General features: G+C 73.5%; 17 protein-coding genes. 7 read left to right on the forward strand and 10 right to left on the reverse strand.

The window, feature by feature from the left end; all coding sequences use genetic code 11:
* Positions 1 to 4: 4 nt before the first annotated feature.
* The gene (locus Bra3105_RS10285; protein ID WP_228356614.1) at positions 5 to 781 is read left to right on the forward strand and encodes an alpha/beta fold hydrolase; all 777 of its coding nucleotides are present in this window, start codon (positions 5 to 7) and stop codon (positions 779 to 781) included.
* Here the strand turns inward: Bra3105_RS10285 and mraY are convergent.
* From mraY to Bra3105_RS10310, 5 genes are all read right to left on the reverse strand, one after another.
* Positions 751 to 1,851, reverse strand: coding sequence for a phospho-N-acetylmuramoyl-pentapeptide-transferase (gene mraY, locus Bra3105_RS10290; protein ID WP_228356615.1), 1,101 nt, complete (start codon positions 1,849 to 1,851; stop codon positions 751 to 753). The genes Bra3105_RS10285 and mraY overlap by 31 nt on opposite strands.
* Positions 1,848 to 3,920: a HelD family protein gene (locus Bra3105_RS10295; protein ID WP_228356616.1), complete on the reverse strand. Its 2,073-nt coding sequence runs from the start codon at positions 3,918 to 3,920 to the stop codon at positions 1,848 to 1,850. Before Bra3105_RS10295 ends, mraY begins: the two co-directional genes overlap by 4 nt.
* A gap of 206 nt (positions 3,921 to 4,126) precedes the next feature.
* A complete protein-coding gene (locus Bra3105_RS10300; protein WP_323188813.1) occupies positions 4,127 to 5,863 on the reverse strand; it encodes an ABC transporter ATP-binding protein in 1,737 nt (578 codons plus the stop codon).
* A gap of 8 nt (positions 5,864 to 5,871) precedes the next feature.
* Positions 5,872 to 8,589: an ATP-binding cassette domain-containing protein gene (locus Bra3105_RS10305; protein WP_228356618.1), complete on the reverse strand. Its 2,718-nt coding sequence runs from the start codon at positions 8,587 to 8,589 to the stop codon at positions 5,872 to 5,874.
* Complete coding sequence (locus Bra3105_RS10310) at positions 8,589 to 9,275, reverse strand: TetR/AcrR family transcriptional regulator (protein ID WP_228356619.1); 687 nt, start codon at positions 9,273 to 9,275, stop codon at positions 8,589 to 8,591. Before Bra3105_RS10310 ends, Bra3105_RS10305 begins: the two co-directional genes overlap by 1 nt.
* A gap of 155 nt (positions 9,276 to 9,430) precedes the next feature.
* On the opposite strand from Bra3105_RS10310, the gene Bra3105_RS10315 reads away from it, so the two are divergent.
* Both Bra3105_RS10315 and Bra3105_RS10320 read left to right on the forward strand, forming a co-directional pair.
* A complete protein-coding gene (locus tag Bra3105_RS10315; protein WP_228356620.1) occupies positions 9,431 to 9,973 on the forward strand; it encodes a DinB family protein in 543 nt (180 codons plus the stop codon).
* Positions 9,974 to 10,048: 75 nt separating this feature from the next.
* Entirely contained in the window at positions 10,049 to 10,522 is a 474-nt protein-coding gene (locus tag Bra3105_RS10320) for a nuclear transport factor 2 family protein (protein ID WP_228356621.1), read from the forward strand.
* A 25-nt stretch (positions 10,523 to 10,547) separates the two neighbouring features.
* Here Bra3105_RS10320 and Bra3105_RS10325 read toward each other — a convergent pair whose 3' ends face one another.
* Positions 10,548 to 11,150 (reverse strand): TetR/AcrR family transcriptional regulator, encoded by a 603-nt coding sequence (locus tag Bra3105_RS10325; RefSeq protein WP_228359636.1) that lies wholly within the window; start codon positions 11,148 to 11,150, stop codon positions 10,548 to 10,550.
* Complete coding sequence (locus Bra3105_RS10330; protein ID WP_228356622.1) at positions 11,150 to 11,548, reverse strand: hypothetical protein; 399 nt, start codon at positions 11,546 to 11,548, stop codon at positions 11,150 to 11,152. Before Bra3105_RS10330 ends, Bra3105_RS10325 begins: the two co-directional genes overlap by 1 nt.
* Positions 11,549 to 11,644: 96 nt before the next feature.
* On the opposite strand from Bra3105_RS10330, the gene Bra3105_RS10335 reads away from it, so the two are divergent.
* Together Bra3105_RS10335 and Bra3105_RS10340 are read left to right on the forward strand one after the other, a co-directional pair.
* A complete protein-coding gene (locus Bra3105_RS10335; RefSeq protein WP_228356623.1) occupies positions 11,645 to 12,013 on the forward strand; it encodes an ArsR/SmtB family transcription factor in 369 nt (122 codons plus the stop codon).
* Positions 11,988 to 12,476 (forward strand): SRPBCC family protein, encoded by a 489-nt coding sequence (locus Bra3105_RS10340; RefSeq protein WP_228356624.1) that lies wholly within the window; start codon positions 11,988 to 11,990, stop codon positions 12,474 to 12,476. Before Bra3105_RS10335 ends, Bra3105_RS10340 begins: the two co-directional genes overlap by 26 nt.
* A gap of 12 nt (positions 12,477 to 12,488) precedes the next feature.
* Here Bra3105_RS10340 and Bra3105_RS10345 read toward each other — a convergent pair whose 3' ends face one another.
* Complete coding sequence (locus Bra3105_RS10345; RefSeq protein WP_200503761.1) at positions 12,489 to 13,259, reverse strand: NUDIX hydrolase; 771 nt, start codon at positions 13,257 to 13,259, stop codon at positions 12,489 to 12,491.
* A 1-nt stretch (position 13,260) separates the two neighbouring features.
* On the reverse strand, positions 13,261 to 15,300 hold the full coding sequence (locus tag Bra3105_RS18560; protein ID WP_323188814.1) for a nicotinate phosphoribosyltransferase: 2,040 nt from the start codon (positions 15,298 to 15,300) through the stop codon (positions 13,261 to 13,263).
* Between the two features lie 102 nt (positions 15,301 to 15,402).
* On the opposite strand from Bra3105_RS18560, the gene Bra3105_RS10360 reads away from it, so the two are divergent.
* Positions 15,403 to 17,001 carry a phospholipase D family protein gene (locus tag Bra3105_RS10360; protein ID WP_228356625.1) on the forward strand — a complete coding sequence of 533 codons (1,599 nt, stop codon included), beginning with the start codon at positions 15,403 to 15,405 and terminating at the stop codon, positions 16,999 to 17,001.
* Complete coding sequence (locus Bra3105_RS10365) at positions 17,001 to 17,438, forward strand: ASCH domain-containing protein (RefSeq protein WP_228356626.1); 438 nt, start codon at positions 17,001 to 17,003, stop codon at positions 17,436 to 17,438. The genes Bra3105_RS10360 and Bra3105_RS10365 overlap by 1 nt, the downstream gene beginning before the upstream one ends.
* Before the next feature lie 76 nt (positions 17,439 to 17,514).
* Here Bra3105_RS10365 and Bra3105_RS10370 read toward each other — a convergent pair whose 3' ends face one another.
* Complete coding sequence (locus Bra3105_RS10370; protein WP_228356627.1) at positions 17,515 to 18,606, reverse strand: FUSC family protein; 1,092 nt, start codon at positions 18,604 to 18,606, stop codon at positions 17,515 to 17,517.
* Between the last annotated feature and the right edge of the window lie 35 nt (positions 18,607 to 18,641).

Here is an 18,641-nt window from a genome sequence, read left to right on the forward strand (position 1 = left end):
CCCTGTGCACCTGAGCGAGACGGTCGGACACGACGCGACCCGCTGCATCGTCCTCGTCCACGCCGTGCGGTCCTCGCGGACCATGTGGAAGGGCCAGACCCGCAGGCTGCGCCGGCGCGGGTACACGGTGATCGCGCCGGACCTGCCGGGGCACGGACGGCGCCGTGACGAGCCGTTCACGCTCGAGGGGGCGCTCGCGACGATCGAGGACGCCGTGAGCGCGTGCGAGGAGCCGCCGCTGCTGGTCGGCCTCTCGCTCGGCGGCTTCCTCACCCTGCACTGGGCCGGCACGCATCCAGGGCGCCTGGCCGGCGTGGTCGCCGCCGACTGCACGATCGTCCCGGGCCCGGCGCTGGCCCGGATCTACGGGCTGTGGATCAGCATGAAGGACTGGATCCCCGGGGATTCCGACGCGCGGGTCGCCCGCGCCTTCGCGCGTCGGCACAGCGAGAAGGCGGCGCGGCGCTACTACGGGGGCGGGCGCGCCCACGGGGTGGTCCGGGGCGTGGTGCGCACCATCGGCTCCCTCGACCTGCTGGCCGACGTCGCCGCGATCGACGTGCCCTTGACCTTCATCAACGGCGCGCAGGATCCCTTCCGGCGGCACGAAGCCCTGTTCGTGGAGGCCGCGCGCGACGCGCGCCTCGTGATCCTCGACGACGCCGGCCACCTCGCGAATCTCTCCCGGCCCAAGCGCTTCACGAAGGTGCTGCGCCGCGCCGCCGGCGAGAGGGCCGACGGCCACCGCGCTCACCCCGCCCTCAGCACCCACTCGCCGTAGAACAGCGCCAGCCCGGCGCCCACGCAGATCGCGCTGATCAGCCAGAACCGGATGGAGACGGTGACCTGGCTCCAGCCGCGCATCTCGAAGTGGTGGTGGATGGGCGTGATGAGGAACAGGCGCCTGCCCACGCCGTTGTTGCGCCGCTTGGTGAGCTTGAAGAAGCCGACCTGCAGGATCACGGTGACGGTCTCGAAGACGAAGAGGCCGCCGAGGAGGATCATCAGCAGCTCGGTGCGGGTCATGATCGCGAGGCCGGCGAGGGCACCGCCGAGGGCGAGGGAGCCGGTGTCGCCCATGAACAGGATGGCGGGCGGCGTGTTCCACCACAGGAAGCCGATGCAGGCGCCGGCGAGGCAGGCGGCGACGAGGGCGAGGTCCAGGGGGTCGCGCACCTCGTAGCAGCCCGGCTCGACCAGTGCGCGGCAGTTCTGCAGCGACTTCCAGATCCCGATGAACGCGTAGGCGGCGAAGGCCATCGCGGAGGCGCCGGCGGCCTGGCCGTCGAGGCCGTCGGTGAGGTTCACGCCGTTGCTCGTGCCGGTGATCATGAGGACGGCCCACGCTACGAACAGGAGGGTCCCCACGATCACCCCGAAGGCGGCGAGGTCGATCGCCGTGTCGCGCACCAGGGAGATCCGGAAGCTCGCCGGGGTGATGCCGTCGCGGGCGAAGCGGCTGGCGAGCAGGGCGAAGACGACGGCCACCGTGGTCTGGCCCAGCAGCTTCTGCCACGATCGCAGCCCGAGGGAGCGCTCCTGGCGGATCTTCGTCCAGTCGTCGAGAAAGCCGACGAACCCGACGCCGAGCATCAGGAACAGCACGAGCATGCCGGACACCGTGGGCGGCGACCACGTGACCAGGTGCGCGAGCAGGTAGCCGGCGAGCGTCGCGCCCATGATGGCGATCCCGCCCATCTGCGGGGTGCCGCGCTTGGACAGGTGGGTCGTCGGCCCGTCCATGCGCACGAACTGGGCCCACCCCCTGCGCTTGGCGAGCTCCGTGTAGAGCCGCGTGCCGACGGCGCCGACGATCAGGGCGATCGCCGTGCCCAGGAGGATCAGGGTCATGACTCGGGATCATCCCATCCCGGCTCGAGGGTCACCAGTCGGTGGGTCGCGCGGGTGCGCGCCACGTAGAGGTCCCGCGCCCCCGCCTCGCCCGCGGCCTCGATCGCGGAGGGGTCCACGACGATCACGCTGTCGAACTCGAGACCGCGCGCGTCGGGCGCGGGGACCACGCTCGCGCCGGTGCCGCGGAGAGCGTCCTGCGCCGCGTCCGCGTCGCCGGCCGTGGTGATCACGCCGACGAGGCCGTCGGGGTCGCTCGCGCGCAGCCCGTCGACCGCGCGGCGCAGGTCCTCGAGGAGACCGCCGCGCGAGGAGGGCACCCGGGCCGGGTCCTCGCCGTGGCGCAGGGAGCGCGAGAGCCGCTGCTGCGGGGCGATCCGCGCGAGCAGCTCGCGGGTGGACTCGAGGATCTCCGCGGTGGTGCGGTAGTTGACGCTCAGGGTCCGATGCTCGAAGCGGTCCTGGACGAAGGGGGCGAGCGCCTCGTCCCAGCTGCGGATCGTGCTGGTGGGCCCCGCCTGGGCGAGGTCGCCGACCACCGTCATCGAGCGCTCCGGGCAGCGCCGCACGAGGGCGCGCCACTGCATCGGGGAGAGCTGCTGGGCCTCGTCGACGACGATGTGGCCGACGACGTCCTCGGGCGGGCCGTCCACGAGCGCCCTCGCCTCGTCGAGCAGGGCGAGGTCGGCGAAGGTCCAGTCCGTCGGGCCGCTCGCGCCGGCGCGGTCGTCCGTCCCCGCCATCTGCTCGAGGTCCTCAGCCGACGCCTCCGGCAGCGCGCGGGCGAGCGCCGCGGGATCGGCGAGGACGCGGCGCACCACGTCCTCGGGATCGAGGCGCGGCCACACGGTCTCGACGGCGCGGTCGATGGCGGGATCCTCGAGCAGGTCCTCGTGGATCTGCTCCCAGTCGATGTCGAGGTCGGCGCCCGTCCCCTGCGCGCCGTCGCCGCCCATCCGGGTGAGGTCTCCCGCGACCGCCCGGTCGAGGTTCAGTCCGTAGGCGGCCTCGAGCTCCGCCTCGAAGGCGCTGTCCTCCCGCGTGGTGCGCGCCTCGAGCTCGCTGACCAGGTCGTCCACGATCGCCTCGAGGAACAGGGCGCGGGCCTCGGTGTGCCCGGAGGCGCCCTGCAGCGCGGATCGTCGGGCGGCGTCGACGAGCGCGGCGTCGAGCACGACGGTGTCGTGGGCCGTGCGCAGCGCGAGCGGCACCCCGTGGGGCTGATGCTCGCGCACGTGCGCGGCGAGGGCGTCCGCGAGCTCGGCGCGGCCCTTGAGCCGGGCGATGCGGTCGGGCTCCGTGCGCGCGGGCTCCGCGCCGACGAGGTCGGGGAGCGTCGCCAGGTGCACGTCGTTCTCCCCGAGCGAGGGGAGCACGTCGGAGATGTAGGTGAGGAAGCGCCGGTTCGGTCCGAACACCATGACGCCGCGCCCGGCGATGGCCGGCCATGCGTAGAGCACGAAGGCGGCGCGGTGCAGCGCGACGATGGTCTTGCCCGTGCCCGGTCCGCCGTCGACCACGGTCACGCCGCGATGGGGCGAGCGGACGATCTCGTCCTGCTCGGACTGCAGGGTGGAGGCGGCCTCGCGCATCCGTCCCGTGCGGGGTCCGCTGAGGGACGCGGTGAGGGGTCCGTCGCCGACGACGTCGCCCGGCAGCGGTGCGCTGCCGTCGAGGATCTCGTCGCTGACGCCGACGACCCGTCGGCCGTCCGTGCGCAGGTGACGGCGCCTGCGCAGGCCCATCGGGCTGACCATGGTCGCGGCGTAGAAGGGGCGCGCGGCCTCGGCGCGCCAGTCCACCAGCAGCGTGGCGCCCTCCGGGGTGCGCATGCCGATCCTGCCGATGTGCAGGCCGTCCGCGGGCGCGGCGCCCCCGTCGCCGCTGCCGTCGATGCGCCCGAAGCACAGCGAGCGCTCGGCCGCCCGCAGCTGCCGGATCCTCTCCGCCAGTCGGTGCACCTCGACGTCCCGCGCATAGGCGTCCGCCGGACCGCCGACGGGGGCCGCGAGCGCCCGCTGCTGCGCCTCGCTCCGCTCCGCCACCTCCCGGTCGAGCTGTGCATGCATGCGGTCCACCGCGCGCTGCTCGACCGCCGCCTGCCCCTCTCGGCTCCCACCTGCATCGATACCGCTATGACCTGCCGAACTCGTCCGTTCGTCCACGCACCCCGCCTCTCGAAGACCCACCAACTATGAGGACGGCGGCGGCGAAGGTCAACGTTGACTTCCTCTCCCGGCTCGTGTCCTCGGCGGGTGCGCAGAGCCGTCGGCGCTCAGGAGCGGCTGGTCAGCCGCCAGGCCCCGGCGGCGTCCTGCTGGCGGCAGAACTCGGCGAAGCGGCCGTCGGCCGCGAGCAGGTCCGCGATGGTCCCGTCCTCGACGATGCGCCCTCCCTCGAGGAAGACCACGCGATCGGCGGCCCGGATGCTGCTGAGCCGATGGGCGACGATCACCCGTGTGCGCGGGGTCGGATCGTCGGTGAGGGCGGCGGCGACCGCGGTCTCGTTCTCGGTGTCGAGCGCGCTCGTCGCCTCGTCCACGAGCAGCACGGGCGAGGGCTTGAGCAGCGCGCGGGCGATGGAGACGCGCTGGCGCTCCCCGCCGGAGAGACCGCCGCCCGCCTCGCCGACCGCGCTGTCCCAGCCCTCGGGCATGCGGTCCACGAGGGCGTCGACCCGGGCGAGCCCCGCGGCCTCCGTGATCCTGTCCTCACCGGCCTGTGGGTCTCCGACCAGCACGTTCTTCCGGATGCTGCCCTCGAACAGGTAGGGATGCTGGAACACCATGCTGATCAGCCCGCGGCGCGTGCGCGCGTCGAGTGCGGACAGGTCCGTCCCGTCGATCAGAACGGAGCCGGAGCTCGGGTGCTGCAGCCCGGCGAGGAGTGCGAGCACGGTGCTCTTGCCGGAGCCCGAGGGGCCGACGATCGCCGTGGTGGTGCCCGGTGCGAGCGCCAGATCGAAGCCCTCGAGCACGGCCGGCCCCGCCTGGTCGTCCTCCCCGTAGCGGAAGCCGACGCCGCGCAGCTCGATGCGCGGGGCGTCGGCCGGCGCCGCATCCGACGTCCCCTCGGGGTCGCGGGGCGCGCGCAGCACCTCGCGGATGTTCCGCAGCGCGCCGGTGGTCGTCTCGATCCCCGGGGAGAGCTCGGCGAGCACGGTGAAGGACTCGAGGCAGCGGACGATCACGACGATCAGTGCGATCGCCTGGGGCGCGCTGAGCGTCCCGCGCACGGTGAGCACGACGGTGGTCGCCGCGAGCAGGAGCAGGGCGATCTGGCTGGCCAGCCCGAACAGCACCTGGCCGGGGACCTGCAGGAGCAGGGTGCGCATGGTCGCGCCGTGCTGTGCGGCGAGCGCCGCCCCCACGTGGCTGCGCGCGGGCTCCGCGCGGCGCGCCGCCCGCAGCGCCTGCTGGGTGCGGGCGAACTCGAGGACCCGCTCGGTGAGCCGGCTGTTCGCGTGGGCGGCGGCGCGGTCGGCGCTGCGCGAGAGGCGCCCCGAGGCCCACATGGCCGCCAGCAGCACGAGGATCCCGGCGAGCGCGGCGACGCCCAGCTGCCAGGCGATCGGGAACAGCGCGATCGCGATCACCGTGGGCAGCAGAACGGCGCTGACCAGCGGCGTCACGAAGTTCAGGATGATGCCCACGAGGTCCGGCCCGGTCGCCGCGACGGCCTGCCGCGTGGTCGCGGTGTGCTCCGCCGTGAACCAGCCCAGGCGGATGCCGGTGATGCGGTCGGCGACGGTGCGCTGGCCGTCGCGCAGGATCCCGAAGCCCAGGCGGAAGCCGAGCCGGCCGGCGGAGCGGTCGACGATCCAGCCGACGACGGTGACCAGGGCGAGCGCGCCCAGCCACGGCCAGGCGGTGGCGGGCGTCCCGCTGAACAGCGCCGAGACCAGGAGCACGAGCAGCACGCAGCCGACGGCGCGCAGGACCACGCCGAGGACCGTGAGCGCGAGGTGCCGGGCGACGAGTCCGCCGCTGTGCGGGGGCAGGAGGGAGATCATCGCGCGGATCATCGGGCCGCCTCCGTTCCCGTGCCGGATCCCGCGTCGAGGGCCGACGCGAGGGGCCTGCCCGCATCCCACAGCCGTCGGTATCTGCCTTCGCGCGCGAGCAGCTCCTGGTGCGTGCCGGTCTCGGCGATGCGGCCGTGGTCGAGCACGACGATCCTGTCGACGCCGGTGACGGTGTGGAGGCGGTGGGCGATCACGAGCACGGTGCGCCCGGCCGTCAGCCGGTTCAGCGCCCTCTGCACGAGGTACTCGGACTCGGGGTCGGCGAAGGCCGTGGCCTCGTCGAGCACGAGCACAGGGGTGTCGGCGAGCAGCGCGCGTGCGATGGTCAGGCGCTGGCGCTCCCCGCCCGAGAGCGCCGCGTCCGGACCGAGCTCGGTGTCGTAGCCCTGCGGCATGCGCCGGATGCGCTCGTGCAGCTGGGCGTCGCGGGCCGCGGTCTCGACCTGCGCGTCGCTCGCGTCCGGTGCGGCCAGGGCGATGTTCTCGCGCACGGTGCCCTGGACCAGCTGGGTCTGCTGGAGGACGAAGCCGTTGCGGCTGTAGAGCTCGTCGGCTGTGAGGGAGCGCAGGTCGGTTCCGTCCACGCGGATGGCGCCGCCGTCGACGTCGTGGAAGCGGGCGAGGAGCGCGGCGAGCGTGGACTTGCCCGATCCCGAGGGGCCGACGAGCGCCGTCACCGTGCCGGGCTCGAGGGTGAGGTCGATGTGCTCCAGCACGGGCACGCCGGGGCGGTACGAGAAGCCGACGCGGTCGAACTCGACCCGGCCCGCGCGGGCGGGCTCGGTCGCGGGGTTCGGGGCGGCCGCCGGGACCGCCGCGCCCGTCCCGTCCGTCGGCGACGGAAGGGTCTCGAGCTCCGGCTCGTCCAGCGCCACCTGGATGCGGCGCGCGGCGAGCATCCCCGTGCGCAGGCCGCCCAGCCCGTAGCCGACGCCCAGCAGGCGCGCTCCGAACGTCGTCCCCAGCAGCAGGAACGGCAGCAGGTCGATCGGCGCCATGGAACCGGTGACGATGAACAGGGTGCCGGGGGCGCAGATGAGCAGCAGGAAGGTGCCGGGCCTGGTCACGAGGTTGATGAAGGTCCTCTGCCCGAGCATCGGCTGCTGCCAGGCCCGCAGGAACTCGACGTACTCCCCCAGGCGGGCGCGGAAGCTCGAGGACGCGGCGCCGCCGAACACGCGGATCACGGGCTGCCCGTCGAGATAGGCGCCGGCCTCGACGTTCATGCGCTCGGCCCACCGCAGCGCGAGGGCGGTCTTCGGGCCGGACTGGACCAGCATCACCATCATCCCCCACACGTAGGCGAGCACCGGGAGCAGCAGGATCAGGGCGAGCCGCCAGTCGACGACGAACAGGTAGACGAGCACCCCGATCGGCGCGACCGCGGCGGCCGCCGCGTCGGGCACGGCATGGGTGACCAGGTAGTGCAGCGAGAGCGTGTCGTCCTGGACGAGCTGCTTGATGCGCCCGGAGCCGCGGGCGTCGAACCAGCCCAGCGGGACCCTCGAGAGCTTCGCGAGGAGCCGCTCGCGCACGTCGCGCGCGAAGCGCGCGTCGACCGCGTGGAGCCACGCCATGAGTGCCGCGGAGGCGAGGACCCCGAGCCCCATGAGGACCACGGCCCAGATGCCGAGGGCCCACAGACGGGATGGGTCGTCGCCCCGCAGCAGACGGCGCGCGAGCTCGACGAGCAGCACGAACGGCGCCAGCTGGAGCAGGGTGACGAGGGCCTGCACGACGCCCGCGACGATCAGGTGCGTGCGCATCGGGGCGAGCAGGCGGCCGCCGGCCTGGGTGCTCCATCGACCGGTCGACGTGCGGGCAGCGGGGACCGGTGCGCTCTCCTGCTCCTCCTCGGTCCCGGGCGCGGACGACCGCGCCTCCTGCTCCGCCCCGCTCTCCGGCACCGGCACCGGCTCCGTTTCTGGCTCCGCCACCGGCTCCGGCACGGGCTCCGGTGCGGCCTTGGAGCGGTTCGACCCGAACGCCCGGCCGTAGTACCAGTAGGCCTGCGCGTGCATCTCGCTGCGGGGGAAGCCGAACTCCTCCTTGAGGCGTGTCCGCAGGATCTTCAGCGAGCCCGATTCCGGCGCCGTCCAGACGTACCAGTCCGACCAGTCGCGGGTCTCGATGGCGGCGGCGAGCGACTGCTCGCCCCGGCGGGGCACCCAGTGCACCGCGGCTCGCGGGTGCTCGGCGAGGGGGATGCTGCGATCGGTCTCCGCGTGCTCCTCGAGGTAGAGCTCGATGGGCACCTCGGCGGGGACGACGCCGAGGATGCCGTTGATCGCGGGGATCGAGGCCGAGTCGCCGATCAGCAGGTACCCGGCGGGGAGCTCGAAGGGCAGGTCGAAGCGGGGACTGCCGAAGGGGGTCACCTGGACCGTGGTCCCGACCTCGGCGCCGCGCGCCCAGGCGGAGGCGGGCCCGGCGGGTTCGTGCAGCACCATGTCGATCGCGAAGTCGCCGGTCGCGGCGTCGCCCTGGGCGACGGTGTATCCGCGCTGGTGCTCGAAGTCCTTGCCCTCGTGGTCCGGGAACCAGAAGCGCACGGCCGCGGCCGGGGCGAGCACGTCGTCCTCGAGCAGCGTGTCCGAGTGCATGTGGATGCGCACGAAACCCGGTGCGAGGGTCTCGGTGCCCGTCACGGTGGCCTCGTGGTCCTTCGCGCCGTACGCGCGCATGATCGCGCCGCCCACGCCTCGTCTGGCCATCACTGCTCCTTCTCCGCCGCGTCGAGGGCGGCCCTGATCTGGTGGGCGCTGGATCCGGGCGGCGCCGACGCCACGAAGCCGCGCACCGCGGCGCCCAGCCAGAGCCGCACGTAGTCGTCGTCGCCGACATCGGGCAGGGAGCGCACCGCCGGCCCGAGTGCGGTGTCGGCCAGCAGCTGGGCCTCGGCAGCGAGCTGCTGGGAGCTCAGGCCCTCCCGGTGCTGCCTGCGGGTCTCCTCCGCGGCGGCGAAACCGATGGCGACCGAGGCGACCGCGGCCGCGAGCACGATCGCGGCGTCGGCGTCGTAGCCCCGTCGGCCCAGGGCCTCGACCTCGGTCGCGAGCAGGCGGCGCCCGTTCTCGCCGCGCGGGAAGAGGGTCTGCACGTAGCCCGCGAGGCCGGGGGTCGCGAGGATGGCCGCGCGCAGCTGCATCCCGAAGCTCAGGAGGTGGCGCTCGGTGCTGTGGGCGGGGTCGTCCTCGAGCTCGATGTCGGCGAGGAAGCTCTCCCCCACCAGGCGCTCGAGGCCCCGTCGCCCCTCGACGTGCCGGTAGAGCGCGGTCGCGGTGACGCCGAGGCGCTCGGCGACGGCGTGCATGCTCAGACGCTCGAGGCCCAGCTCGCGCCCGACGCGGACGATGTCCTCGCTCCGGACCTGCCGGGGCCGCCCGCCGACGCGCGCCATCGGCGCCCTCCCGTCCTCGAAGTTATGGGTATCAACTAAGGGGAGGCTAAGCGAACCTCGGCGGGGGCGCAAGAGCCGGCCGACGGGCGGTCCGGGACCGGCGGACGGGCGCGCGGCCACGGGTCCGTCGGACCCCGGGTCTAGGCTCGCGGAGCATGACACCGGAACTCGACGAGCACGGCCGCCTCGACCCGCCCCTGGACGCCGACGAGTGGGGGACCCTGTGCGGGTTCCTCGACTACCAGCGAGCCACGTTCGCCTGGAAGTGCCGGGGGCTCGACGCCGCGCAGCTCGCACGCACCCTCCCGCCGAGCCCGATGACGCTCGCGGGGATGATGAAGCACCTGGCCTACGTCGAGGACGACTGGTTCAGCCGCGACCTGCACGACGAGCCGCTGCGGGAGCCCTGGGCGTCCGTCGACTGGAGGGCCCGGCCCGACTGGGAGTGGGAGACCGCGGTCGCCGACGACCCCGACAAGGTGCGCGCGCTGTGGACCGCGTCGGTCGAGCGCGCCCGCGAGCTCGCCGCCCGGGCGCACGAGGAGGGCGGGCTGGGCATCGCGGCCAGGCGCCGGTTCCCCGACGGGCGCAGCCCGAGCCTGCGCTGGATCATGACGCACATGATCGAGGAGTACGCGCGCCACAACGGCCACGCCGACCTGCTGCGCGAGTCGATCGACGGGGAGGTCGGCGAGTAGCGGCGCGAGGATCGGCAGGCAGGTCGGCGCGCCCGACCCCTGGTGCTCGCGGCCGCCCCGCGCGAGGATCGAGCCATGACCACGCGCACCGATCCCACGAGTCCCGATCCCGACCCGCGCCCTCCGCTGCCGCCCTTCACCGAGGAGACCGCCCGGGCGAAGGTCCAGGCCGCCGAGGATGCCTGGAACACGCGCGACCCCGAGCGCGTCGCCGGCGCGTACACCGAGGACACCGTGTGGCGGAACCGCGACCGGTTCCTCGTCGGCCGCGAGCAGGTGGTCGAGTTCCTGCGCGGCAAGTGGGAGCGCGAGCAGGAGTACCGCCTGCGCAAGAACCTCTGGGCGTTCACGGACGACCGGATCGCCGTGCGCTTCCAGTACGAATGGCACGACGCGGACGGCCAGTGGTGGCGCTCCTACGGCAACGAGCTCTGGGAGTTCGACGAGCTCGGGTACATGAGCCGCCGCGAGGCCTCGATCAACGACGTGGCGATCGACGAGGCGGACCTGCGCGTCACGCCCGGCGAGGGCGAGCTGCCCGCGCACTGACCCGTCGGGCCCGGGCGCCGAGGCGTCAGGACCGCGCCGCGATCCCGGTCAGCAGCACGTCGGCGACGCCCTCGGCGAAGGCGTCGGTGTTCGCCTCGGGGTGGGCGCGCAGGTGGGAGACCATGGCCTCGACGGCGCCCTCGTAGACGAGGGCGAGGGTGCGCAGATCCGCCCCGGCCCGGATGACCCCTTCGCGCTGCCCTCGGGCGAACACGCCTTCCTGCCCTTCGAAGGTCTCCTCCATGTCCGCGATGCCGAGCACCGGTCCGCCGTCCTCGTCGCGCAGTCCGGCGACGATCTGCTCGAGGGCCGCGAGCTCGCGCTCGTGGGTGCGTGCGAGCCGCGCCGCTCCCCTGATCGCCGCGCGCAGGAAGGTCACCGCGTCGGCCTCCGCGTCGAGACCCTGCGCGACCTGGCTGCGCAGCTGGACGAGCGCGGTCCGCGCGGCCTCGGCCATGAGGGCGTCTCGCGAGGAGGCGTAGTGGGCGACGAGCGCCTTGGAGACGCCCGCCCGGGCGGCGATCACCTCGAGGCTGCTGGCCGCGAAGCCGCGGGCGGCGACGGCTTCGATGGTCGCCTGCACGATCTGGGCGCGACGCTGGTCGGGCGGGAGCCGGCGGCCCGCCATCACGCGGCCCGTCCGCCGGGGCTCGTGCGGGCGGCCTCGAGGCTCACGCCGGTGACGACGCCGGCCATGAGCACCGCGATGACGATCATCTCCGCGCGCATCCAGGTCGGGAAGAGGCCGGGGATCAGCGCCTCGACGACGTTGGCCAGCAGCAGCACGGCGGCGATGATGCCGGCCGCGCGCAGTGCGGAGCGGGAGCCGGTCGCGGCCCGCCGCAGCCGCAGCGGGAGCAGCACCCCCAGCAGCAGGACGATCACGGCATGGATCCAGGCCTCGACCGGTGCGAGGTGCGGGGAGACGACCGTGAGGACGATGAGCGCCGGGATCGCCACGACCACGAGCACGAGGTAGACGGCGGCGAGGGTCGAGGCGAGCGAGAGGCGGGGCGATGCGACCATGCGGCCACTCTATTGACCGTTCGATCAACAGGCAAGGGGTCGCGCCCAGGCCTCGACCCTTGACAATCTGCAACCATTCGGTTGTAGGTTGTGCGTGTGCTCGACATCGACGAGGACCGCGCGGACGCGCTGTTCCATGCGCTCTCCGATCGCACGCGGCGGGACATCCTGAGGCGCGTGCTGGTCGGCGAGAAGTCGGTGTCGGCGCTGGCGCCGAAGTACGACATGAGCCTCACAGCGGTCCAGAAGCACGTGGCCGTGCTGGAGCGCGCGGGGCTCGTGACCAGGCGCCGCCAGGGGCGGGAATCCCTCGCCCGGGGCGACGTCGCGGCGGTCGGATCGGCCGCCGCCCTGCTGCGCGATCTCGAGGAGATCTGGCGCAATCGCATCAGCCGCATCGACGACCTGCTCGCCGACGGCCCCGACCAGGAGGACCACCATGCCGGTCACCGACATCACCACTGACCTCGCCGCCCTGACCATCACCATCACCGCGCAGTTCGACGCACCCGTCGAGCGCATCTGGCAGATCTACGCCGACCCGCGCCAGCTCGAGAGGATCTGGGGCCCGCCCGCCTACCCCGCGACCTTCGTCGACCACGACCTCACGCCCGGCGGCCGCATGAACTACTACATGACCAGCCCCGAGGGCGAGAAGCTCGGCGGCTTCTGGGAGATCCTCGAGGTCGACGAGCCCCGCTTCTTCCGCTACCGCGACGGCTTCGCGGACGCCGAGAACGGCTTCGCCGTGAACACCGACCTCCCCGTCGCCGAGAACACCGCGACCTTCGAGGCCGCGGACGGCGGCACCCGCGCCGTCTACGTCTCGATCCACCCCACCCGCGAGGGCCTGCAGCAGGTCATCGACATGGGCGTCGAGGAGGGCTCGCGCGAGTCGATCGACCAGATCGACGCGCTGGTGGGCTGAGGGGCTCCCGCCTCAGACCTCGCCGAAGCCCTCCCAGACCTCGTCTCCCGCGCGCGGGCGCAGGAGGGCCGGCTGCAGGGCCGTGGCCTCGCCGCGCGTGTAGAGCGCGGGGTGCGGGCTACCGGTGGGCGCGCCGTCGACGGAGCGCTCGTCGGGCACCACGAACCCATCTGTCGAGAGCACCTTGCGGATGAAGGTGCCGCGGTCCGGGAGCGCTCCCCAGACGGCGCCGTAGACGCTGCGCAGCTCGGCGAGCGTGAACGGCTCGGAGAGGAACTGCGTGGCCAGGGTCGTGTACTCGAGCTTCGCGCGGACGCGCTCGAGCGCGTCCGTGAGGATCTCGCGGTGGTCGAAGGCGAGCTGCGGGGCGTCGGGGTCCTCGAGGATCTCCTCGACGCCCCACCAGCGCGCGAACGCGGCATCGTCGCCCGCCGTGGGATCGGGCAGGTCCGGGGCGAAGGCCAGGTGGGCGACGGAGACCACGCGCATCCGCGGGTCGCGGTCGGGGGCCGAGTAGGTGCGCAGCTGCTCGAGGTGGTAGCCGGCGGTGTCCATGCCGGTCTCCTCGACGAGCTCGCGCGCCGCCGCGGTCGCGGCGTCCTCGTCGGGCTCGATGAAGCCGCCGGGCAGCGCCCAGCTCCCCTCGTACGGGTCGGCGCCGCGCCGCACGAGCAGCACGCTGAGGGCGCCCGAGCGGATGGTGAACACGGCGAGGTCGACCGTCACCGCGAAGGGCGGGTGCTTGCTGGCGTCGTAGCCGGCGGGAGCGGTGTTGCCGGGCATCTCAGGCGTCCTTCCGGGAGTCGGTCGGGGCGATGGAGGCTGCGGGCGAGACCGTCCGGATACCCGCGTCCGCCAGGTGCTGCGCGGTCTCCGCGTCGGCCTCGGGATGCACGGCGGCGGTGAGGTCCCCGAGGACCCGCACGGTGCCCGCGCCGGGCAGGGCGGCGATGTCGCGGGCGCTCGCGGCGACGCAGTAGTCGAAGGCCAGGCCGGTCACGTCGACGTCGCCCGTGAACAGGTCGGGCAAGTCGGTGCCGCCGGCGGGGGCGCCGCCGTCGACGCCTGCGACGCGGCCCTGGGCGAGGCTGTAGTCGGGGGTCCCCTCGCCCTTCACCACGTGAACGACCTCGGCGCCGCTGCCGACGAGCCGCTCGAGGGCCCCCAGGATCGCCGGGTGGTACTCGGCGCCACCGGTGCCCTGCACGCAGTGGATGGGCCAGGTGTCCACGAAGTCGGGCGCGGAGGGCGGGAGCGCGAAATGGCCGCCGTTGTCGCCCTCGGCGAGGTGCCAATCGCGGGAGAAGACTACGCGTCGGTAGTCGCCGGCGTGCTCGGAGAGGTGGGCGGCGATGCGCTCGGCGACGGCGTTCCCGCCGGTCACGCCCAGGGCGCCGCCCTCGCAGAAGTCGTTCTGCACATCGACGACGACGAGGGTGCGGAGCACGTCGGCCGGCTCTCCGTCGGCCGGCACTCCCCCGTCGGCCGCCTCTCCCTCGCCGGCCGGCTCCGTCCCGTCCCACTGCTCGCTGACGCGGAAGGCCTGGCCCTCGCTGATCTCGCGGGCGCGCGCGGGCAGGCTCGCGAGACTCGCGGACGCGACGTCGCGCGCCTCCTCGGCGCTCGCGAGGCGCTGCGGGACGCCGTCGCGGATCACGTCGACGTGCACGGGGGCCGCGCCCTCCGGCACCGAGCCGTCGAGGGTCCAGACCTCGCGGCCGTCGGGGAAGCGAGAGACGGTCTTCGCGCCGCCCGTCGACCCCTTGTCGGCCGAGAGCTTCTGGACGCTGCGCAGCGGCGTGCCGGGCCCGTCGCCCACAGCGACGAGCTTGAACACCATGCCGGCCGTCGGATGGTCCGAGCCGGTCGCGACGCGCGTGCCCACGCCATAGCCGTCGATCGGGGCACCGGCGAGGTGGACGAGCGCATATTCGTCGAGATCGCTGGTCACGGTGATGCGGGTGCTCGTCGCGCCGAGCGCGTCGAGCTGGGCGCGGGCCGCGGGGGCGACGGTCATCAGGTCCCCGGAATCGATGCGCACGGCGCCGAGCCCGGTGCCGGCGACCTCGACCGCGGTGCGGATGCCCGCAGGGATGTCGTAGGTGTCCACGAGCAGCGTGGTGCCCGGCCCGTAGGTCGCGATCTGGGCCGCGAAGGCGTCGCGCTCGGTGGGCCGGGCGAGGGTCGCGGCGTGGGCGGCGGTGCCCGCGACGGGGATGCCGAAGCGCCTGCCCGCCTCGAGGTTCGAGGTGGTCGCGAAGCCCGCGATCCACGCGGCCCGGGCGGCGGCCACGGCCGCCTCCTCGTGGACGCGGCGCGAGCCCATCTCGATGAGGGGGCGATCCCCCGCGGCGATCACCATGCGCGCCGCGGCGGAGGCGATCGCGGAGTCGAAGTTCAGCACCGAGAGCACGAGCGTCTCCAGCAGCAGGCACTCGCCGAGGGTGCCGTGCACGGTGAGCAGCGGCGTGTGCGGCCAGTACAGGCTTCCCTCGGGCAGGGCGGTGATGGTGCCGGTGAAGCTCCAGTCGCGCAGGTACTCCTCGGTCGCCTCCGTGATGGCGCCGACCTCGCGCAGATAGGCGAGGTCCTCGGCGTCGGGAGCGAAGTCCGTCAGGAGCGGCAGCAGGCGGCCGAGCCCCGCGAACAGGCCGAAGCGTCGGCCCTCGGGGAGGCGGCGGGCGAAGGCCTCGAAGACGGCCTCGTGGTGGACGCTGCCGTCCTCGACCATGGCCGAGAGCATCGTGTACTCGTACATGTCGGTCAGCAGTGCGGTGCTCGCAGAGGTGCTGCCGGTGCCGCGGCGCGACGCGGATGCCGTCATGAGCGCTCGCCCTTCATCGGTTGCGGGGTGACGGAATGGCGGGCCCGAAGGCCCGTCCCAGCCTAGCCCCGCGCGCACAGGGGGATGGTGTGTGATGGACGGATGAGCACGGACGACTGGTTCCTCTCCACGATCGAGCGCGGCAACACCTTCACGCGCCTCGACCACCGGCACGAGGGACGGGCGCTGACCAGCGGCAACACGGCCCGGGTGCATGTGCACGGCGCGGCGTACTTCGCCCGGCTCAGGGAGCTGGTCACCGCGCAGGGGCCCGGCGACCTGCTGATGTTCACCGACTGGCGCGGCGATCCCGAGGAGCGGGTCGGCGAGGACGAGCTCACGATCGTCGAGCTGATCGCCGATGCCGCCCGCCGCGGCGTCATGGTCAAGGCCCTGTTCTGGCGCTCGCACCTGGACTCCATCCACTACTCCGAGGAGGAGAACCGCAGCCTCGCGGACACCGTGCGCGCCGCCGGCGGCGAGGTCATCCTCGACCAGCGCGTGCTGCCGCTGGGCTCCCAGCACCAGAAGTTCCTGGTGATGCGCCATCCCGGGCAGCCGGAGCGGGACGCGGCGTTCTGCGGCGGCATCGACCTGTGCCACACCCGCCGCGACGACGCCCGGCACCTGGGCGACCCGCAGACCGCCTCGATGGGGAAGATCTGGGGCAGCACGCCCGCGTGGCACGATCTGATGGTCGAGGTCCGCGGGCCCGCGGTCGGGGACCTCGAGGCGACGTTCCGGGAGCGCTGGGAGGATCCGACGCCGCCCTCGCTGGACCCGCTCTCGCAGATCCAGGCGAAGATCCACCGCGACGACGAGCATGCCGACCCCCTCCCCCTGCAGGAGCCGGACCCGGAGCCCGCGGGCAGCGTGGACGTGCAGGTGCTGCGCACGTACCCGCCCAAGCGCCCGCGCTTCCCCTTCGCCCCGTCGGGCGAGCGCAGCATCGCCCGCGCCTATGTGAAGGCGGTGCCGCGCGCCGAGCGGATCATCTACCTCGAGGACCAGTACATCTGGTCGCCCCAGGTGCTCTCGTGCTTCGCCGACGCGCTGCGCCAGCATCCCGGAACGCACCTGGTGATCGTGCTGTCGACCTTCACGACCGCGGACACGACGATCGCGAACGCGAGCGCGATGAGCGCGCGCAACGCCGCCCTGGACCTGCTGCACGAGGCCGGCGGCGAGCGCGTCCACGTGTTCGGGATCGAGAACCACGAGGGCACGCCGGTGTACGTGCACTCCAAGGTGTGCCTCGTGGACGACGTCTGGATGACCGTGGGCTCGGACAACGTGAACCTGCGCTCCTGGACCTACGACACGGAGATCGCCTGCGCGCTCGTGGACCAGGAGGAGGACCCGCGCGAGCCGCGTCGCCTGCGCTCGGACGACGACGCCGCCCGGGTCCTCCCCCGCGAGGTGCGCCTCGAGCTCGCGCGCGAGCACCTGGATCGGGCCGACGGGGACGACGCCGACCTCGTGGACCCGGACGCCATGGTGCGGGCCTTCGAGGAGAGCGCCGCGCGGTTGGACGCCTGGCACGAGGGCGGGGAGCAGGGCCCGCGGCCCGCGGGACGCCTGCGCCGGTACGTGCGGATGCCGATCCCCGCGCGCGAGCTGCCGCTGGGGCGGCTCGTCTACAAGATCGCCGACGACCCCGATGCGCGGCCGCGGCGGCTGCGCGGGACGGACTGGTTCTGATGACGCACGATCCGACGGACGACGAGGCAGCGCTGCCCATCGCCGAGTTCGCCTTCCCGGGGCCGCTGCGGGACCAGCTGGTCGGGGCGATCCTGGCCGGCGCGAAGACGACGACCGCCTCGCTGCGCGAGGAGTACGCGCGCGAGGGCGCGGCCCTGCCCGCCGTCGGCGCCGAGGAGGTCGTGGTCGACTCGGACGAGCGCCCCGTCGCGGTGATCCGCACCCGCGACGTGCAGGTGGTGCGCCTGGCCGACGTGACCGACGAGCACGCCCGCGGGGAGGGCGAGGGCTACCCGGACGCCGCCGCCTGGCGCGAGGGCCACGAGGAGTTCTGGACCTCGATCGAGTTCATCGCAGCGCTCGGGGAGCCGAGGATCGCGATCGACGACGACACCGAGGTGGTGTGCGAGACCTTCGAGGTCGTGCGCAGGCTCTGAGGGGCGCGGCGGGGCTCAGTTCGGCTCGGCGCAGCGCGGCTCGGTTCGGTTCGGATCGGCTCAGATGCTCATGCGCTCACGGCTGCGCGGTACGCCCGGCCCTCCGTCGCTCGAGGGCGACGGCCAGCAGCACCGTGCCGATGCCGACGACGGCGCCGATCGCGGACTCCGAGACCCTCGCGACCAGCAGCGAGGCGACCGGCCGCGGGCTCGCGAGCTGCACCATCAGCAGCGCGAGCGGAGTGATGAAGACAAGGGCCAGCGAGTAGTTCCGCAGCACGAACATCTCGGCGAGGAACTGGAAAAGGATCACCCACACCAGCAGCTGCCAGGGCTGGCTGGGGAAGGACAGCAGGAACGCAGTGACGCCCACGCCCAGGGCAGTGCCCACGATGCGATGCAGACCGCGCTCGATCTGCAGGCGACGCCCGGGAGCCGAGAGCGGGACGACGGCCGCCACCTGCGCCCAGTAGGGCGAGGGGATCCCCGTGAGGGAGGCGATGACGCCGCTGACCAGCGCGGCGAATCCGTAGCGGGTGAACTCCTGGCGGCGCATCGCCGAAGTGATGCCGGAGGTGTCCGGGGCGGCGGCGTCGACGTTCGCCTCACCGGTCCAACGGGCCAGGAATCCCAGCAGCACGCACCACGCGGCCGCCGCGCCCGCGATCAGCAGCGCGAGCCAGAAGGGAGCGGCCGACGGCGCGCTGGAGACCGCGGTGATCGCGAAGACGGGGAACACGGCACCCGTCGGCCGCAGCCCCTTCACCATCACCATCACCGAGCCGATCGCGGCGGCGAGCGCGCCGCCCAGCGTGGTGAGGGCGAGGTGCATCCCATGTCCCAGGACCCCGGCGGCAGCCAGCTGGGAGAGGAGGGCGCCGATGCCCACGCAGATCGTCAGAAGGATGCCCACGCGCACGTGGTGGCGCACCCGGATCGCGGTGGGGACGTAGCGCGCGTAGATCGAGGTGAAGCCGCCGAAGGAGGCGAACATGGCCCACTGGATGTGACCGCTGAGCAGCAGGATCACCAGCGGCGCGGCGAGCGAGAGCGCGATCCTCACGGCCGGTGCGAGGTCGGCTCTGCCCGGGCCGAGCGTCACCATGCTGCGGGCGGTCGCGGACAGCTGACCGCCGAGGGATCGGGAAGCGGGGAGGGAGGAGCGCACGGCTCTCCACGGTATGTCCCGCTCGGGCCGACGTC

The sequence above is a fragment of the Brachybacterium halotolerans subsp. kimchii genome (assembly GCF_020792675.1).
In the GTDB taxonomy this organism is placed as follows: domain Bacteria; phylum Actinomycetota; class Actinomycetes; order Actinomycetales; family Dermabacteraceae; genus Brachybacterium; species Brachybacterium halotolerans.

Excerpts from the sequence above, each read along its gene's own strand:
- Bra3105_RS10330 (WP_228356622.1), bottom strand. The coding sequence starts at position 11,548 with ATGGTCGCATCGCCCCGCCTCTCGCTCGCCTCGACCCTCGCCGCCGTC.
- Bra3105_RS10325 (WP_228359636.1), bottom strand. The coding sequence starts at position 11,150 with ATGGCGGGCCGCCGGCTCCCGCCCGACCAGCGTCGCGCCCAGATCGTG.
- Bra3105_RS10310 (WP_228356619.1), bottom strand. The coding sequence starts at position 9,275 with ATGGCGCGCGTCGGCGGGCGGCCCCGGCAGGTCCGGAGCGAGGACATC.
- Bra3105_RS10360 (WP_228356625.1), top strand. The coding sequence starts at position 15,403 with ATGAGCACGGACGACTGGTTCCTCTCCACGATCGAGCGCGGCAACACC.
- Bra3105_RS18560 (WP_323188814.1), bottom strand. The coding sequence starts at position 15,300 with ATGACGGCATCCGCGTCGCGCCGCGGCACCGGCAGCACCTCTGCGAGC.
- mraY (WP_228356615.1), bottom strand. The coding sequence starts at position 1,851 with ATGACCCTGATCCTCCTGGGCACGGCGATCGCCCTGATCGTCGGCGCC.
- Bra3105_RS10345 (WP_200503761.1), bottom strand. The coding sequence starts at position 13,259 with ATGCCCGGCAACACCGCTCCCGCCGGCTACGACGCCAGCAAGCACCCG.
- Bra3105_RS10365 (WP_228356626.1), top strand. The coding sequence starts at position 17,001 with ATGACGCACGATCCGACGGACGACGAGGCAGCGCTGCCCATCGCCGAG.
- Bra3105_RS10340 (WP_228356624.1), top strand. The coding sequence starts at position 11,988 with ATGCCGGTCACCGACATCACCACTGACCTCGCCGCCCTGACCATCACC.
- Bra3105_RS10295 (WP_228356616.1), bottom strand. The coding sequence starts at position 3,920 with ATGCATGCACAGCTCGACCGGGAGGTGGCGGAGCGGAGCGAGGCGCAG.
- Bra3105_RS10315 (WP_228356620.1), top strand. The coding sequence starts at position 9,431 with ATGACACCGGAACTCGACGAGCACGGCCGCCTCGACCCGCCCCTGGAC.
- Bra3105_RS10300 (WP_323188813.1), bottom strand. The coding sequence starts at position 5,863 with ATGATCTCCCTCCTGCCCCCGCACAGCGGCGGACTCGTCGCCCGGCAC.
- Bra3105_RS10320 (WP_228356621.1), top strand. The coding sequence starts at position 10,049 with ATGACCACGCGCACCGATCCCACGAGTCCCGATCCCGACCCGCGCCCT.
- Bra3105_RS10305 (WP_228356618.1), bottom strand. The coding sequence starts at position 8,589 with ATGGCCAGACGAGGCGTGGGCGGCGCGATCATGCGCGCGTACGGCGCG.